Source organism: Pseudomonas citronellolis (assembly GCF_029335315.1).
Taxonomy (GTDB): domain Bacteria; phylum Pseudomonadota; class Gammaproteobacteria; order Pseudomonadales; family Pseudomonadaceae; genus Pseudomonas; species Pseudomonas citronellolis_A.
This window is the reverse complement of the sequence record NZ_JARJLT010000296.1, coordinates 62,957-77,288: the sequence shown is the minus strand read 5'-3', so window position 1 is coordinate 77,288 and position 14,332 is coordinate 62,957. Positions and strand designations below refer to the sequence as shown.

General features: G+C 67.1%; 21 protein-coding genes. 18 read left to right on the top strand and 3 right to left on the bottom strand.

Annotated elements, in window-relative coordinates:
• Positions 1–41 precede the first annotated feature (41 nt).
• The 14 genes from P3W75_RS22190 (at position 42) to P3W75_RS22125 (ending at position 11,654) form a co-directional block, all read left to right on the top strand.
• Positions 42–614: a phage baseplate assembly protein V gene (locus P3W75_RS22190; RefSeq protein WP_276229468.1), complete on the top strand. Its 573-nt coding sequence runs from the start codon at positions 42–44 to the stop codon at positions 612–614.
• A complete protein-coding gene (locus P3W75_RS22185; RefSeq protein ID WP_276229467.1) occupies positions 611–952 on the top strand; it encodes a GPW/gp25 family protein in 342 nt (113 codons plus the stop codon). The genes P3W75_RS22190 and P3W75_RS22185 overlap by 4 nt, the downstream gene beginning before the upstream one ends.
• Positions 949–1,863, top strand: coding sequence for a baseplate J/gp47 family protein (locus P3W75_RS22180; protein ID WP_276229466.1), 915 nt, complete (start codon positions 949–951; stop codon positions 1,861–1,863). Before P3W75_RS22185 ends, P3W75_RS22180 begins: the two co-directional genes overlap by 4 nt.
• Positions 1,863–2,489 (top strand): phage tail protein I, encoded by a 627-nt coding sequence (locus P3W75_RS22175; RefSeq protein WP_276229465.1) that lies wholly within the window; start codon positions 1,863–1,865, stop codon positions 2,487–2,489. Before P3W75_RS22180 ends, P3W75_RS22175 begins: the two co-directional genes overlap by 1 nt.
• Positions 2,480–4,042, top strand: coding sequence for a phage tail protein (locus tag P3W75_RS22170; protein ID WP_276229464.1), 1,563 nt, complete (start codon positions 2,480–2,482; stop codon positions 4,040–4,042). The genes P3W75_RS22175 and P3W75_RS22170 overlap by 10 nt, the downstream gene beginning before the upstream one ends.
• 10 nt (positions 4,043–4,052) lie before the next feature.
• Positions 4,053–4,565, top strand: coding sequence for a DUF4376 domain-containing protein (locus P3W75_RS22165; RefSeq protein ID WP_276229463.1), 513 nt, complete (start codon positions 4,053–4,055; stop codon positions 4,563–4,565).
• A complete protein-coding gene (locus P3W75_RS22160; RefSeq protein ID WP_276229462.1) occupies positions 4,562–4,936 on the top strand; it encodes a DUF1353 domain-containing protein in 375 nt (124 codons plus the stop codon). The genes P3W75_RS22165 and P3W75_RS22160 overlap by 4 nt, the downstream gene beginning before the upstream one ends.
• An 88-nt stretch (positions 4,937–5,024) precedes the next feature.
• Complete coding sequence (locus tag P3W75_RS22155) at positions 5,025–6,197, top strand: phage tail sheath protein (protein ID WP_276229461.1); 1,173 nt, start codon at positions 5,025–5,027, stop codon at positions 6,195–6,197.
• Positions 6,198–6,251: 54 nt separating this feature from the next.
• Positions 6,252–6,767 (top strand): phage major tail tube protein, encoded by a 516-nt coding sequence (locus P3W75_RS22150; protein WP_276229460.1) that lies wholly within the window; start codon positions 6,252–6,254, stop codon positions 6,765–6,767.
• A 55-nt stretch (positions 6,768–6,822) separates the two neighbouring features.
• The gene (locus P3W75_RS22145) at positions 6,823–7,170 is read left to right on the top strand and encodes a phage tail assembly protein (RefSeq protein ID WP_276229459.1); all 348 of its coding nucleotides are present in this window, start codon (positions 6,823–6,825) and stop codon (positions 7,168–7,170) included.
• Between the two features lie 8 nt (positions 7,171–7,178).
• Entirely contained in the window at positions 7,179–7,298 is a 120-nt protein-coding gene (locus tag P3W75_RS22140; RefSeq protein ID WP_276229458.1) for a GpE family phage tail protein, read from the top strand.
• Entirely contained in the window at positions 7,288–9,945 is a 2,658-nt protein-coding gene (locus P3W75_RS22135; RefSeq protein ID WP_276229457.1) for a phage tail tape measure protein, read from the top strand. Before P3W75_RS22140 ends, P3W75_RS22135 begins: the two co-directional genes overlap by 11 nt.
• 6 nt (positions 9,946–9,951) lie before the next feature.
• Positions 9,952–10,392, top strand: coding sequence for a phage tail protein (locus P3W75_RS22130; RefSeq protein WP_276229456.1), 441 nt, complete (start codon positions 9,952–9,954; stop codon positions 10,390–10,392).
• Between the two features lie 2 nt (positions 10,393–10,394).
• Complete coding sequence (locus P3W75_RS22125; RefSeq protein ID WP_276229487.1) at positions 10,395–11,654, top strand: phage late control D family protein; 1,260 nt, start codon at positions 10,395–10,397, stop codon at positions 11,652–11,654.
• On the opposite strand, the gene P3W75_RS22120 is transcribed toward P3W75_RS22125, so the two are convergent.
• From P3W75_RS22120 to P3W75_RS22110, 3 genes are all read right to left on the bottom strand, one after another.
• A complete protein-coding gene (locus tag P3W75_RS22120) occupies positions 11,655–12,095 on the bottom strand; it encodes a hypothetical protein (RefSeq protein WP_276229455.1) in 441 nt (146 codons plus the stop codon).
• Positions 12,096–12,224: 129 nt separating this feature from the next.
• Positions 12,225–12,401 carry a hypothetical protein gene (locus P3W75_RS22115; RefSeq protein ID WP_276229454.1) on the bottom strand — a complete coding sequence of 59 codons (177 nt, stop codon included), beginning with the start codon at positions 12,399–12,401 and terminating at the stop codon, positions 12,225–12,227.
• Positions 12,402–12,568: 167 nt separating this feature from the next.
• Positions 12,569–12,907, bottom strand: coding sequence for a helix-turn-helix domain-containing protein (locus P3W75_RS22110; RefSeq protein ID WP_276229453.1), 339 nt, complete (start codon positions 12,905–12,907; stop codon positions 12,569–12,571).
• Positions 12,908–12,992: 85 nt separating this feature from the next.
• Here P3W75_RS22110 and P3W75_RS22105 point away from each other — a divergent pair, with 85 nt between their 5' ends.
• Genes P3W75_RS22105 through P3W75_RS22090 form a run of 4 tightly spaced genes read left to right on the top strand, consistent with a single transcriptional unit; the run spans position 12,993 to position 14,303 of the window.
• Entirely contained in the window at positions 12,993–13,205 is a 213-nt protein-coding gene (locus P3W75_RS22105) for a DNA-binding protein (RefSeq protein ID WP_276229452.1), read from the top strand.
• 29 nt (positions 13,206–13,234) lie between these two features.
• Positions 13,235–13,708: a YmfL family putative regulatory protein gene (locus P3W75_RS22100; RefSeq protein WP_276229451.1), complete on the top strand. Its 474-nt coding sequence runs from the start codon at positions 13,235–13,237 to the stop codon at positions 13,706–13,708.
• Positions 13,705–14,004, top strand: coding sequence for an ogr/Delta-like zinc finger family protein (locus P3W75_RS22095; RefSeq protein WP_276229450.1), 300 nt, complete (start codon positions 13,705–13,707; stop codon positions 14,002–14,004). The genes P3W75_RS22100 and P3W75_RS22095 overlap by 4 nt, the downstream gene beginning before the upstream one ends.
• The gene (locus P3W75_RS22090; protein ID WP_276229449.1) at positions 14,001–14,303 is read left to right on the top strand and encodes a hypothetical protein; all 303 of its coding nucleotides are present in this window, start codon (positions 14,001–14,003) and stop codon (positions 14,301–14,303) included. Before P3W75_RS22095 ends, P3W75_RS22090 begins: the two co-directional genes overlap by 4 nt.
• Positions 14,304–14,332: the final 29 nt, after the last annotated feature.

The following is a 14,332-nucleotide window of genomic DNA, read 5'->3' as shown; positions in this document are numbered from 1 at the left end:
AGCGGCTGCGTCGCGCGCGCGTGGGCGCCATGCTCGGCGCCATGACTGACTATGCCGAACTCGCCCGCCTCATCGAGAACCTGGTCCGCATCGGCACCATCGCCGAGGTCGACCTGGCCAAGGCCCGCGTCCGCGTGAAATCCGGCGACCTGCTCACCGGCTGGCTGCCGTGGACGGCGGTGCGCGCCGGCACCGACCGCGAGTGGTCCCCGCCAACCGTCGACGAGCAGGTCGTCCTGCTCAGCCCGTCCGGGCAGTTGGCCAACGGCGTGGCCATCGGCGGCCTGTTCAGCGACCTGCGGCCGGCCAACGGCGACCGCGCCGGCCTGCACCGCCGCACCTACGCCGACGGCGCCGTGATCGAGTACGACAGCCAGGCCCACCACCTGCGCGCGCAGCTGCCCGGCGGCGGCACCACTGAGCTGATCAGCGACGGCGGGGTGCGCATCGTCGGCGACGTTATCCTCGAGGGCGACCTCATTCAGACCGGCAACCAGCAGGTCACCGGCAACGTCGATGTGAGCGTCGACGTGGTCGCCGCCGGCATCAGCCTGGTTCACCACATCCATGGTGGCGTGCAGGGCGGCAGCAGCAACACGGGGGTGCCGAAGTGAACCGCACTACCGGCAGCAGCATCGGCACCCTCGACCACATCCGGCAGTCCGTCGCGGACATCCTGACCACCCGCATTGGCACCCGCTGCATGCGCCGCGAGTACGGCAGCCAGCTGCCCGAGCTGGTCGACCAGCCCTTCAACGACGCCACCCGCCTGCGCGTCTACGCCGCCACCGTAATGGCGCTGATGCGCTGGGAGCCGCGCATCCGGGTCAGCCGCGTGCAGTTCACCGGCGTGACCCTGCAGGGCGGCGTGGTGCTCCAGCTTGATGCCACCCTGGTGGACAACAACGAGCAGCAGAACATCAGCATCCCGCTGAGCCTGGGGGCCGCATGACCACCACCTTCAGCGCCATCGACCTGAGCCAGCTCCCCGTCCCGCAGGTGGTCGAGCAGATCGACTTCGAGACCATCCTCGCCGAGCGCAAGGCCTACCTGGTCAGCCTGTATCCGGCCGACCAGCAGGCCGAGGTGGCCGCGCGCCTGGAGCTGGAGAGCGAGCCGCTTACCAAGCTGTTGCAGGAAAACGCCTACCGCGAGGTCATCTGGCGGCAGCGGGTCAACGAGGCGTCGCTCGCCAACCTGCTGGCCTACGCCGCCGGCAGCGACCTCGACCAGCTCGCCGCCAACTTCAACGTCCAGCGCCTGGTGGTCACGCCGGCAGACGCCACCGCCGTGCCGCCGGTTGCCGAGGTCCTCGAGGACGACGACAGCCTGCGCGAGCGCGCGCAGATGGCCTGGGAAGGCCTGAGCACCGCCGGCCCGCGCAACAGCTACATCTTCCACGCCCGCGCCGCCGATGGCCGCGTCGCCGACGCCTCGGCGGTCAGCCCGTCGCCGGCCGTGGTGGTGGTCACCGTCCAGGGCAGCGCCGAAGACGGCAGCGCCCCCGCCGACCTGGTGGCGGTCGTCGCCGCCTACCTGAGCGACGAGGACCGCCGCCCGGTTGCCGACCGCCTCACCGTACAGGCCGCCCAGGTGGTGCCCTACAGCATCACCGCCACCCTGTACCTGCAGAGCGCCGGCCCGGAAACCGAACCGATCCTCGAAGCCGCCGAGGCCTCGCTGCTGGCCTACGTCCACCAGCGCCGCCGGCTGGGCATGGAAGTGTCCGAGTCGGCCGTCCACGCCGCGTTACACGTCGAGGGCGTGCGCAAGGTCGAGCTGGCCGGCTGGTCCGACATCGTCGCAACCGAGGCGCAGGCGCCGTACTGCACCGCCGTGAACCTCTCGGTCGGTGACGACTGATGGCCGCCTTCTACCCGCTGCTGCCCAGCAACGCCACCCAGCTGGAGCGCCTGGCCGCCCAGGCCCTGGCCGAGATTCAGCGCGTGCCGATCCCGCTGCGACAGCTGTGCAACCCCGGCACCTGCCCGGTCAACCTGCTGCCGTACCTGGCCTGGGCCTTCTCCGTCGATCGCTGGGACAGCGCCTGGAGCGAGGCAGCGAAGCGCGCGGCCATCCGCTCGGCCTACTTCATCCACTCGCGCAAGGGCACCATCGGCGCGCTGCGCCGCGTGGTCGAGCCGCTGGGCTACCTGATCGAGGTCCGCGAGTGGTGGCAGCTGACCCCGGAAGGCACGCCGGGCACCTTCGCCCTGGTCGTCGGCGTCCTCGACACCGGCATCACCGACCAGATGTACGAAGAGCTCACCTGGCTGATAGACGACGCCAAGCCGCTGAGCCGCCACCTGATCGGCCTGGCCATCAGCCTGGAAACCAAGGGCCCGTTCTACGTCGCCGCCGGCCAGTACGACGGCGACACCCTCACCGTTTACCCCTACCTCCCCGACGTGATCGAAGCCAGCGGCGCCCTCGACGTGCCTGGCCGTGAGCACACCATCGACACAGTGAGCGTCTACCCATGGCAGTGACCTACTACGCCCTCCTGACCACCATCGGCGCCGCCAAGCTGGCCAACGCCGCTGCGCTGGGCACCACCCTGAAGATCACTCAGCTGGCCGTAGGCGACGGCGCTGGCAGCGTGCCGGCCCCAGACGCCAGCCGCACCGCCCTGGTCAACGAGGTGCGCCGCGCCCCGCTGAACACCCTGAGCATCGACGCAGCCAACAGCTCGCAGATCATCGCCGAGCAGGTGATCCCCGAGGACGTCGGCGGGTGGTGGATTCGGGAAATGGGCCTGTTCGACGACGTCGGCGCGCTGATCGCCTACGCCAACTGCGCGCCGTCCTACAAGCCGCAACTTGCCGAAGGCAGCGGCCGTACCCAGACCGTGCGGATGGTGTTGATCGTCACCAGCACCGGCGCCGTCGAGCTGAAGATCGACCCCAGTGTCGTGCTCGCCACCCGCTCCTACGTCGACACGTCCATCGCCGATGCCCTGGGCAAGCTCGACTACAAGCAGTCCGCGCGCTACGCCACCACCGCCAACATCTCCCTCAGCGGCCTTGCCACCCAGGCTGGTGGCGACTGGCCGGCCGCGCTCACCGCCGGCGACCGGGTGCTGGTGAAGAACCAGACCACCGCCAGCCAGAACGGCCTCTACGTCGTCGCGGCGGGCGCCTGGCCCCGGGCGACCGATGCCGACAGCAGCGCCGAGGTGACCCCCGGCATGGTGGTGGTGATCGAATCCGGCACGCTGCTGGCCGACACCATCTGGCAGCTGATCACCGACGCGCCCATCGTCGTGGGCACCACCGCGCTGACCTTCCAGGACATCACCAACGGCCTCGCGCGCCTGCTGTCGCCGGCGTTCGTCGGTACCCCGAGCGCGCCGACGCCGGCGCAGTTCGACAATTCGCAGCTTCTGGCCACGACCGCGTTCGTCAACAGCCTGGGGCTGAAGGCTGCGGGCGCTTTCTACATCAACGCCACCACTACGCTAACTGCGGCGCACTGTGGTGGATTGGTGGTGGCTCTGGGCGCGTCGCCCATCACCCTTACGCTGCCGCTGCTGTCGGCGGTTCCAGACGGCGCGCGTATCGAGATCATCAACGACAGCGTGTCCTCGACAATTACCGTCTCCCGCCAAGGGACCGACGTTCTTTCGTTTACCCCGACGGGTTCCTATACCAGCTGGGACTTGAGAAACGGGGAGTCGCTCACCCTCACCAAAATCACCATTGCTGGCAATTCGAGCTGGATGCTTTGCGCCGGATCGGCGCTGCTCAAGAACACCGGCGGGTTTGCCTCGTCACTGGCGGCGGCCAGCGGCTACCAGAAGCTCCCGAGCGGTTTGATCATCCAGTGGGGGCTATTCACTACCGGCGGCACTATCGGTGCCCCTCTCTTCATCACGTTCCCGCTGGCATTCAGCACCGCCTGTCGCGCGGTACTGATAACGCCTGATTCGAACGGCTCCGCCACCATTTCAGCTTGGGTCGACAGCATGACCCTCACCGGCTTCAACGCGCGCTGCAACATTGCTTCGCAACCGAACACACATTGGATGGCCATCGGGTACTGAGGATTCCGCCATGTTCTATTCGCGAGCCACCGGGGGCTTCTATTCCTCGGACATCCACGGCGACTCGATTCCTGCTGATGCCGTCGAAATCAGCGATGCGGAATACGCCGCGCTGTTGGCGGGGCAGGCAGCTGGCCGGGTGATCCAGGCCGATGCGGACGGGCATCCGGTCCTCGCCGAGCGCGTCATCACGGACGCTGACAGGCGTGCGGCCATCGCCGCCCGTCGCTACCTGGCCGAAACCGCCGGCATCACCCTCAACGGCGCTGCCGTCCCCACTGATCGCGAGAGCCAGGCCATGGTGACTGGCGCAGCCCTCGCTGCCGTGCTCGACGCCGGCTACACCTGCCAGTGGAAGACCGCCGTCGGCTTCGTCACCCTGGGCGGCGAGCAGATCATCGCTATGGCTTCGGCCATGCGCGCGCACGTCCAGGCCTGCTTCGACCGTGAGGCCGAGCTGCTGGCGGCCCTGGACTCCGGCACCTTCACCGCGTCCATGCTCGACCAGGGCTGGCCGGCATGAGCCGCTTCCTGACCACGCTGCGGACCGAGCAGCAAGGCAAGTGGGAGCACCGCCTGCTGGCCGACCTAGTGCTCGAGGACGACCTCGGCACATTCACTGCGCCGGCGGGCTTCGTCACAAACTTCGCCAGCCTCGAGGTTCTGCACAACGTCGTGTTCTTCGCGCTGTTCGCCCTGGTGGCTGGCTACGGCAACCTCGCCGCCACCATCCACGACCAGCTGTACACCGAGGGCACCCTGCCGCGCCGCGACTGCGACGCCGTGTTCTACCGTGCCCTGCGCGCGGAGGGCGTGGCCACGTGGCGCGCCTGGATCATGTGGGTCGGCGTTCGCCTGGGCGGCGCCTCCCACTACCAGGACGCCGTCCTGTAAGGCACTCCGCTACAGGGCGCCGCGCTCGCCCCGATCACGCGCGCGCGGCAGCCTGTGCAGTGTCATCCACCCGCACAGGCACAGGCCCATGCCAGACATCTACCACCACGGCGTGCGCGTCGTTGAAGTCAACGACGGCATCCGCCCGATTCGCACCGTCAGCACCGCCATCATCGGCCTGGTAGCCGTCGCCGAGGATGCCGACGCCGTCGCCTTCCCGCTCGACACCCCCGTGCTACTCACCAACGTGCAGGCCGCCGTCAGCAAGGCCGGCACCAGCGGCACCCTGGGCCCCAGCCTGCAGGCGATCGCCGACCAGACCAACGCCCTCACCGTTGTCGTCCGTGTGGCGGAAGGCGAGGACGAGGCCTCAACCACCAGCAACCTCATCGGCACCGTCAACGCTGAGGGCAAGTACACCGGCATGAAGGCGCTGCAGACCGCCAAGGCCAAGCTCGGCGTCACCCCGCGCATTCTGGGTGTGCCCGGGCTGGACACCCTGCCGGTGGCCACCGACCTGATCGCCATCGCCCAGAAGCTGCGGGCCTTTGCCTATGTATCCGGCAACGGTTGCAAGACCAAGGAAGAGGCCACCGCCTACCGCGAGGGCTTCGGCGCCCGAGAGGTAATGGTCATCTGGCCGGACTTCGAGCGCTGGGACACCACGGCCAGCGCCACGGTCGTGGCGCCGGCCGTGGCCACCGCCCTGGGCCTGCGCGCGCTGCTCGACCAGCAGGTCGGCTGGCACAAGACCATCTCCAACGTCGCGGTCAACGGCGTGACCGGCATCAGCGCCGACGTCTACTGGGACCTGCAGAGCACCGCCACCGACGCCGACTACCTGAACGAGGCCGACGTCACCACGCTGATCAACGCCGACGGCTACCGCTTCTGGGGCTCGCGCACCTGCTCTGACGACCCGCTGTTCGCCTTCGAGAACTACACCCGCACAGCGCAGGTGCTGGCCGACACCATGGCCGAGGCGCATCAGTGGGCGGTGGACAAGCCCATGCACCCGACCCTGGTGCGCGACATCGTCGAAGGCCTCAAGGCCAAGGGCCGCGAGTTGGTCGCCGGCGGCTACCTGATGGGCTTCGACGCCTGGTACGACGAGTCGCTCAACGAAGCCACCACCCTCAAGGCCGGCAAGCTGAAGATCAGCTACGACTACACCCCGGTGCCGCCGCTGGAAGACCTGACCTTCCAGCAGAAGATCACCGACACCTACCTGGTCGACTTCGCCAGCCGCATCAACGCCTGACCCCGCGCCCTCCCGGCGCGGGAGGGCTTGCGCTGAACCCCGGAGAGCCCAGCCATGGCCATGCCGCGCAAACTCAAGAACATGAACCTCTTCAACGACGCCAACAGCTACCTCGGCGTCTCGAAGGCCGTGACCCTGCCCAAGCTGGCCCGGAAGATGGAGGCCTATCGCGGCGGCGGTATGAACGGCCCGGTGGAAGCCGACCTCGGCTTCAGCGACGACGGACTGGTCGTCGAGTTCACCCTTGGCGGCCTGGACGTGATCGGCCTCAAGCAGTTCGCCGCGACCACCGTCACGGCCGTGCCGCTGCGCTGGACCGGTGCATATCAGCAGGACGACACCGGCGTAGTCACCCCGGTAGAGGTCGTCGCGCGTGGCCGCGTCAAGGAAATCGACATGGGCGACGGCAAGCCCGGCGAGGACACCGAGCACAAGTACACGGTCACCTGCAGCTACTACAAGCTCACCGTCGACGGCGAAGAAATCATCGAAATCGACCTGCTCAACTTCATCGAAAAGGTCAACGGCGTGGACATGCTCGCCGAGCAGCGCAAGGCCATCGGCCTCTGACCCCACCTGACCACCCGCGGCCCCGGCCGCGTCCGTTCGCACCCAAGGAGCCACCATGCTGACCCCCGAAGACCAGGACAACAGCCAACCCAACGCCCCCCAGGACGAGTCCGTCCCCGACAACGTCGTGCTGCTCGACACCCCCATCCTGCGCGGCGCGACCAGCATCGACCGCCTGACCCTGCGCAAGCCTGCCTCCGGCGAGCTGCGCGGCCTGCATATGGCCACCCTGCTGCAGATGGATGTCGCCAGCCTGATCAAGCTCCTGCCGCGCATCACCAGCCCCGGGATCACTGAGCCCGAGGCTGCCGCCATGGACCCGGCTGACCTGCTCGCCTGTGGGTCGAAGGTGAGCGATTTTTTGCTGCAGAAGCGGGTGCGAGCGGCCTACCTGCTCGCGTAGAGGACGCCATGGCCGACCTGGCCGTGGTGTTTCACTGGGCGCCGGCCGACATGGATCGGTTGCCGATCTCGGAGTTGATGGAGTGGCGCGAGCGCGCCCGGGTAAGGAGTTCCGCCGATGGCGAATGACCTCAGGCTACGCGTGCTGCTGGGCGTGATCGACAAGGCCCTTGGCCCACTGAAGAAAATCACCCAAGGCAGTGGCGAGACGGCCAAGGCCCTGAAGGCAGCACGCGAGCAGCTCAAGGGGCTGAACGCCCAACAGAAAGACGTCAGCGCCTGGCGCACCCAGCGCACCGCCCTCGAGCAGACCAGCCGTGCCATGGCGGCCAACCAGGCGAAAGTCGCCGAACTCGCGCGCGCCATGGGCGCCGCCGGCCCTCCGACGCGGGCGATGGTGCGCGACTACAAGCGAGCCGTCGGCGAATCGCAACGACTCAAGCTGCAGCACGACAGCCAGAGCCGAGCTGTGCAGGCCCTGCGCGGCCGCCTGGAGGCCGCCGGCATCAACACCCGCAAGTTCCAGCAGGGCGAGCGCGCCCTGCGAACCCAGATTACCGAGACCACCCGCGCTATCCAGCAGCAGGAAGCCCGTCTTCGTCGCCTCGGTGACCGCGAGCGGGTCTTGTCCCGTGCCCGGGCGACTCGGGAGCGCACCCACAGCGTGGCCGGCAAGGCCGCCATGGTCGGCGCCGGCGCCTCGGCAACGGCCTATGGCATCGGCCAGGGGCTCTACGCGCCGGTACTGGAAGGCAAGCACTTCGCCCTGGAAGAGAGCCGCGTCGCCGCGTTGGGCTTGGGCGACCATGCCACCGCCGATGCCATCAAGTTCGCCAAGGCCATGAAGACCTACGGTACCAGCGCCACCGACAACCTCACGCTGGTGCGCGACGCCATGACAGTGTTCGCCGACGAGCACCACGCTCAGATGGTCGCGCCCATGCTGGCGAAGATGAAGTTCGCCAACGAGGCCATGTACGGCGAGGAAGACGGCAGCGAGAACGAACGCAAGTTCATGGACATGCTCAAGGTCATCGAGCTGCGCGGCGGCCTGGCCAGCGAAGAAGAGTTCCGCAAGCAGGCCAACATCGTCCAGAAGGTGCTGACCGCCACCGGCGGCCGAGTCGGGCCCAACGAGTGGCTCAACGTCATCAAGACCGGCGGCCTGGCAGCCAAGGGCCTGAAGGACGAAGCGTTCTACTACCAGCTCGAACCGCTGGTGCAGGAAATGGGCGGCAACCGCGTCGGCACCGCCCTGATGAGCGCCTACCAGAACCTCTACCAGGGCCGAACCACCAAGCGCGCGGCGAACAACCTCGAGCAGTTGGGCCTGGTCGACCCGAAGAAGCTGAAGTACGACAAGGCCGGCCAGGTGGCCTTCCTCGACGTCGGCGCAATCAAGGGCAGCGACCTGTTCCGTTCCAACCAGTTCGAGTGGATGCAGAAGGTGCTGCTGCCGCAGTTGGAGGCCAAGGGCATCACCGAGAAGGGCCAGGTGCTGGACACGATCGGCAGCATCTTCTCCAACCGCACCGCCTCGAACCTGTTCTCGCAGATGTACCTGCAGCAGGCGCAAATCGCCAAGAACCAGAAGCTCAACGCCGGCGCCGACGGCATCGACGAGCTGTACAACAAGGGACTGAACACCGCCCAGGGCAAGGAGCTGGAACTGCTGGCGAAGCGCGCCGACGCCTACAAGCAGATGAGCGACACGCTGCTGCCCAGCTACGTTGAGGCGCTGCAGGTTCTCACCGAGGTGATCAAAGGCGTGACCGGCTGGATGCGGGAAAACTCCGTCACCGCCAGCATCCTGCTCAAGACGGCAATGTGGGTTGGCCTGCTGGCTGCGGCATTCGGCGGCTTGGCCCTCACTCTCGCTGGCCTGCTTGGTCCGTTCGCCGTCATCCGTTATGGCATGACTCTGTTCGGCATCCAGGGTGGCGCCGTTCTGTCGATGCTGCGAGGGATGGGAAGCCTGCTGCTCGGCCCGCTGATCTCCGGTATTCGCGCAGTAAGCATCGCCCTGTGGGGGCTGGCGGCCAACCCGTTGGTCCTTGCCATCGCCGCAGTAGTGGCGGTTGTCGCCGGTGCTGCGTATCTGATCTACCGCAACTGGGACGAGGTCAAGGCCTACCTGCTAGGCATGTGGGCTGAGATCAAGACCGGTTTCGATGGCGGCTTCGGGGGCATTGTCACAGTGCTGGCCAACTTCAATCCGCTGGGCCTGGTCTACCGGGCCTTCGCCGAACTGGGGCGCTACCTGGGCATCGACCTGCCGCTACAGTTCACCGAGTTCGGCAACATGATCGTGCGCGGCCTCATCAACGGCCTGTTGTCGGGCCTCGGGCAGATCAAGGATGCGATCAATACCATCGGCGACAGCACCATCACCTGGTTCAAGGAGAAGCTGGACATCCACTCGCCCAGCCGCGTCTTCGCCGAACTGGGTGGCTTCACCATGGCCGGGCTGCAGCAGGGGCTGCTGGCCGGCCAGTCAGGCCCGCTGGGCGCCATTGCCGACGTCGGTGCGCGCTTGGCGGCGGCCGGCGCTCTGGCCCTTGGCGGGGCCGGGCAGGCGGCGGCCATCGACAACCGCCCGCCGATCAGCGCGGCCGCCGCGGCACCCACCATCATGGGCGACACCTACCAGATCACCATCCAGGCCACGCCGGGCAGCGACACCGCCGCCCTGCGCCGCATGCTCGAGCAGATGCTCGACGAGCGCGAGCGCGGTAAGGCGGCGCGGATGCGCTCGCGCCTGGGCGATCGGGAGTAACCGACCATGATGATGACCATCGGCATGTTCGTCTTCAGCCTGCACACCCTGGCCTACCAGGAACTCCAGCAGAAAACCGACTGGCGCCACCCCGCCAGCAACCGGGTGGGCGCCGCCCCAGCGCGCCAGTTCCTCGGCCGCGGCGAGGACGCCATCACCCTGCCGGGCGTGCTGCTCGCCGAGCTGGCCGGCACCCAGCTCAGCCTGGACGCGCTGCGGCAGATGGCCGACACCGGCAAGGCCTGGCCCCTGGTCGAGGGCAGCGGCCGCATCCGCGGCCTGTGGGTGATCGAGAGCATCAGCGAGACCCGCTCGCTGTTCTTCGCCGACGGCACCCCGCGCCGCATCGAGTTCAGCCTCGAACTCAAGCGCGTGGACGACGGCCGCGTCGACCTGCTCGGCGCCATCACCGGCACCGCCGGCGGCCTGCTGCAGGCCATCCTGTGAGCCTGCTCGACAGCGCCGTCGGCTACGTCCGCAGCGTCGCCGACGACTACCTGCGCCAGGCCAACTACCCGGTCCCGGCGTTCCGCCTCACCGTCGACGGCGCCGACATCGCCCAACTCGTCAGCCCTCGCCTCATGAGCCTGGAACTCACCGACAACCGCGGCCTCGAGGCCGATCAGTTGAGCATCAGCCTCAGCGACCACGACGGCCTGCTGGCCGTCCCGCGTAAGGGCGCCGTGCTGCGCCTGTGGCTGGGCTGGAGCGACACCGGCCTGGTCGACAAGGGCACCTACACCGTGGACGAAGTCGAGCACAGCGGCGCGCCCGACGTGCTCGGCATCCGCGCGCGCAGCGCCGACCTGCGCAAGGCGCTCAAGGTCAAGCGCGAGGGCAGCTGGAGCAACACCACGCTCGGCCAGGTGCTAGCCGACATCGCCCAGCGCAATGCGCTACAGCTGCGCCTGGCGGAAACGCTCAAGTCGCAGACCATCCTCCAGCTGGACCAGGCCAACGAATCCGACGCGAACCTGCTCACGCGTCTCGGAGACGACTTCGACGCCGTGGCCAGCGTCAAGGCGGGGTGTCTGGTGTGCCTGCCGGCCGGCGGCGGCAAGAGTGTGAGCGGCCAGGCCCTGCCGCACATCACGCTGGTGCGCGCCGACGGAGACGGCCACCGCTACCTGCTGGCGGACCGCGATAGCTACGACGGCGTGCGCGCGTACTACTACGACATCAACAGCGCGAAGAAGCACGAGGCGATCGCCGGCGGCGGGGAGAACCTGAAGAACCTGCGCCACACCTACGGCGACCTGCAGAGCGCGCTACGCGCCGCCCGGGCCGAGTGGCGGCGGGTCCAGCGCGGCAGCGCCACCCTGAGCTACAACCTGGCTCGCGGCCGCGCCGACTTGATCCCCGAGCTGACCTACACCCTGCAGGGCGTCAAGGCGGAGATCGACGCAATCATCTGGTATGGGGGGAACATCCAGCATCGGCTTAGCGCCGACGAAGGCTTCGTCACCAGCCTGGAGCTGGAGAGCAAACTGCCCGAAGACCTGGTCGAGGACCTGTGGGAAGAACAGCAGGGCGACTACACCGGCATCATCGCCTACTACCGCGACACCAAAGGTGTAGAGCGCTACCTAACCGCCGGCGACCAGACCAAGCCGCGTCGCCTGCGGTTCCTGTACAGCACGAAGGGAAGCGCGAAACGCGCGGTGGACCGTGAATGGTTGCGGCTTCAGGAGAGCAAGGCCGGTGGGTGATCAGTCGGCGTAGACGGTGATCGTCGTGCTACCGCCATCGCGGGCGAAGGCCTGGCATTCGATGGCCATCCCCGGTTGCTCAACCTGGGAAATCTCGCCGCCATCCTGCAACGCCTGCTTGCGGCAGGTCTTGGCGGCCTGGATCACCTGGGCGGGCTTCTGGCCGGTAACGGTGTGCCCCAGCCGCCCCACCAGGGCAAAGAACTCCCCGTCCGGGTTGGCACCGTCCCAGGTGATCTGCACGTTCGGTTGGTCGCGATCGCAGCCTATCGAGGCCTGTACCTGGGGCCCGTCTTGGAACTGCACATGGGTCTGCTCGTCCTGTACCAGGGTCAGGTGGCGGTCATTGCGCGCCTGGTTCAAGACCTCTTCGCAGTTGGCCGCCTGGGCCAGTTGAGCAGTCAGGCCGAGCACAACCGCGGCCGCGAATCCCATACGCATTTTCCTGATCTCCTGAAATGCCGTCATCACAACGGCCGATATCCATTGAGCCCGGAGGCTCCAGGGGGCCAACCGTAGCACATCGCCATCCCCACGGCATGTGCCCCCGGCATCGCGCCGGGGGTCCGCTCAGTCTTCCAGTTCCGTGAGCGCCGCGAGGCCCTCCATCAGCTGCAACAGCGCGGCCTGATCGCTTGGCTTCAGCACTCGGAAGCGGCGCAGCAGCGACCACTCCCGCGCATTGAGCCGGTCGGCCGGCGGCGAAGGTTCGGTGACAGGGGGGACCAGCAGATTGCCGTGCTCCATGGGTGTACTCCCTCACAACCCAGGCGCCCGATAGCACCTTGCCATCGTCCTACCGCCCGGGGGAGCCACCCATTTTCGGCATGCTTGAGCATGCCACCAGCGGAATTCCTCATCCGATGGTCTGAGCATTTCAAATCAAAGTGCCATCACCGGACAGTGGCAGCAGCTCACTCGGGACGGGGGGGATGGGCGGCGATGAACATCGCGTGGGCCATGCGCACGAAGACCTTTCTGTCCTCTTCGGGCATCAGCCGGAGGAAGCGGAGGACATCGAATTCCTCGGCGGTGATGCTGCCTGGCTCCATCGGGGTACGGTTACCCGTTACTACGTAGAGGACATCCACACCCACTGCTGCGACAGCAGCCAGGTACTCGGCGTCTGGACTTCTATCGCCTTTCTCGTAGTTGAACTGTGAGGTCTTGGCGACGCTCGCCAGCGCAGCGAAATCGGTCTGGTTGAGTCCCAACCGGACACGCTCTTCCTTCAGCCTATCGCCGATTTTCAACAAAAAGACCCCTTACGCGTTGACAGTTCAACATTCGTTGAATAGCCTTCGCACTTAATCACACGAAATCACACGAATGTGAACTATGCAGAACGCCTACCCCACGGAGCAAGCCTGCGAGGCTGCCCGCCAACGCATCTACGACCAGGGCCTGACCCTTCGGGAATGGGCCGAACGAAATGACCTGGGGGAAAGCACCGTCTACGCGGTGTTGAACGGCCAGAAGAAATGCCTACGCGGCAAGGCCCGCCGCGTCGCCGTACTGCTCGGTATGAAAGTCGGCGTGATTGCAGAGTAGTGGCCAGGGATTTGGGGGAAAACCAGAAGATGAAACGCACCTTCCTAGACAGCCGCCGCAAGGTCGTGCAGGCCATCATCGGGGCCTTCCCCGGTGGCCGCGAGTGCGCCGCCACGCGCCTGGGCCTGGAACTGAAGAAGTTCGACAACCACGCCTACGAATCCGCCGGCAGCCGGCCGCTGACCGACGAGCAGTTGCACGTGCTCGAGCAGGACGCCGGCACCCACCTGCTGGCCGAGTACGTGGCGCAGTTGTACGGCGGCATGTTTGTTCGCCTACCGGACCCGGAAACCCTCGATAACCTCGACCTCTACAGCCGCTCGGTGCGCGCCTCGGTGAAGCGCGGCGCCGTCGACCTGATCATCGAGAAGGCCCTCGAAGATGGGGTGATCGTCGAGGCCGAGGCCAAGCTGATCCTCCAGGCCCACGCCGCCTACATGGCCGAGCGCCACAGCGAGGTGCTGGCGGTGATCGACGTTCACAGCGAAGGGTGCAAGCCATGAGCGTCTACAAGCTGGTGTGCCCGTCCTGCGGTGGCAAGCTGCGCATCCGCAACAGCGAGGGCGAAAGCCCGATCTTCCGCAGTATCTGGGGGCAGTGCCTGAACGTCGCCTGCGGCGCCACCTTCGCCGGCTCCCAGTCCTGGGACTACGAACTCAGCCCCTCCGGCCTGGACAAGCCCCGTATCCAGCTGCCGGTGGCTCCCTCGGTCACCCGCATGAAGGCCCTGCGCGACTGCCGCGAGAAAACCGATCAGTTGGACCTGCTCGATGCCATGCCCATGGAGGCCACCGCATGACCCCGCTGCCGATCAACGCCAACGATTACCGCACCTTCATGCAGCGCGCCGCCGAGGCCTACCTGAAGCGCCACCGCGACCAGTACCTGTCCGAGCTGGACCTGCTGTTCAACGCCTGCGTCAGCCACCTGGCCAACGCCCTCGAAGTGCCGATCTTCCTGTCGCAGTCGTTGGTACAGCGCGCCTGGAACGACCTGTTTTCCCAGCCCAATCCTCCGCTCGAGGTCGCCTGGGTCGGAGTCGACTGGGGCATCGGCGATGCCGACCGCCTGATCAACGAGCGCCCGCAACACCCCTGATTCCCTGATCCCGAGCCACGCCTTGCGTG

What these genes read in the sequence shown, in the direction of transcription:
- P3W75_RS22170 (WP_276229464.1), top strand. Translation starts at nt 2,480, where the DNA reads ATGGCAGTGACCTACTACGCCCTCCTGACCACCATCGGCGCCGCCAAG.
- P3W75_RS22180 (WP_276229466.1), top strand. Translation starts at nt 949, where the DNA reads ATGACCACCACCTTCAGCGCCATCGACCTGAGCCAGCTCCCCGTCCCG.
- P3W75_RS22135 (WP_276229457.1), top strand. Translation starts at nt 7,288, where the DNA reads ATGGCGAATGACCTCAGGCTACGCGTGCTGCTGGGCGTGATCGACAAG.
- P3W75_RS22090 (WP_276229449.1), top strand. Translation starts at nt 14,001, where the DNA reads ATGACCCCGCTGCCGATCAACGCCAACGATTACCGCACCTTCATGCAG.
- P3W75_RS22140 (WP_276229458.1), top strand. Translation starts at nt 7,179, where the DNA reads ATGGCCGACCTGGCCGTGGTGTTTCACTGGGCGCCGGCCGACATGGAT.
- P3W75_RS22175 (WP_276229465.1), top strand. Translation starts at nt 1,863, where the DNA reads ATGGCCGCCTTCTACCCGCTGCTGCCCAGCAACGCCACCCAGCTGGAG.
- P3W75_RS22165 (WP_276229463.1), top strand. Translation starts at nt 4,053, where the DNA reads ATGTTCTATTCGCGAGCCACCGGGGGCTTCTATTCCTCGGACATCCAC.
- P3W75_RS22120 (WP_276229455.1), bottom strand. Translation starts at nt 12,095, where the DNA reads ATGCGTATGGGATTCGCGGCCGCGGTTGTGCTCGGCCTGACTGCTCAA.
- P3W75_RS22100 (WP_276229451.1), top strand. Translation starts at nt 13,235, where the DNA reads ATGAAACGCACCTTCCTAGACAGCCGCCGCAAGGTCGTGCAGGCCATC.
- P3W75_RS22095 (WP_276229450.1), top strand. Translation starts at nt 13,705, where the DNA reads ATGAGCGTCTACAAGCTGGTGTGCCCGTCCTGCGGTGGCAAGCTGCGC.
- P3W75_RS22160 (WP_276229462.1), top strand. Translation starts at nt 4,562, where the DNA reads ATGAGCCGCTTCCTGACCACGCTGCGGACCGAGCAGCAAGGCAAGTGG.
- P3W75_RS22190 (WP_276229468.1), top strand. Translation starts at nt 42, where the DNA reads ATGACTGACTATGCCGAACTCGCCCGCCTCATCGAGAACCTGGTCCGC.
- P3W75_RS22150 (WP_276229460.1), top strand. Translation starts at nt 6,252, where the DNA reads ATGGCCATGCCGCGCAAACTCAAGAACATGAACCTCTTCAACGACGCC.
- P3W75_RS22105 (WP_276229452.1), top strand. Translation starts at nt 12,993, where the DNA reads ATGCAGAACGCCTACCCCACGGAGCAAGCCTGCGAGGCTGCCCGCCAA.
- P3W75_RS22155 (WP_276229461.1), top strand. Translation starts at nt 5,025, where the DNA reads ATGCCAGACATCTACCACCACGGCGTGCGCGTCGTTGAAGTCAACGAC.
- P3W75_RS22130 (WP_276229456.1), top strand. Translation starts at nt 9,952, where the DNA reads ATGATGATGACCATCGGCATGTTCGTCTTCAGCCTGCACACCCTGGCC.
- P3W75_RS22115 (WP_276229454.1), bottom strand. Translation starts at nt 12,401, where the DNA reads ATGGAGCACGGCAATCTGCTGGTCCCCCCTGTCACCGAACCTTCGCCG.
- P3W75_RS22145 (WP_276229459.1), top strand. Translation starts at nt 6,823, where the DNA reads ATGCTGACCCCCGAAGACCAGGACAACAGCCAACCCAACGCCCCCCAG.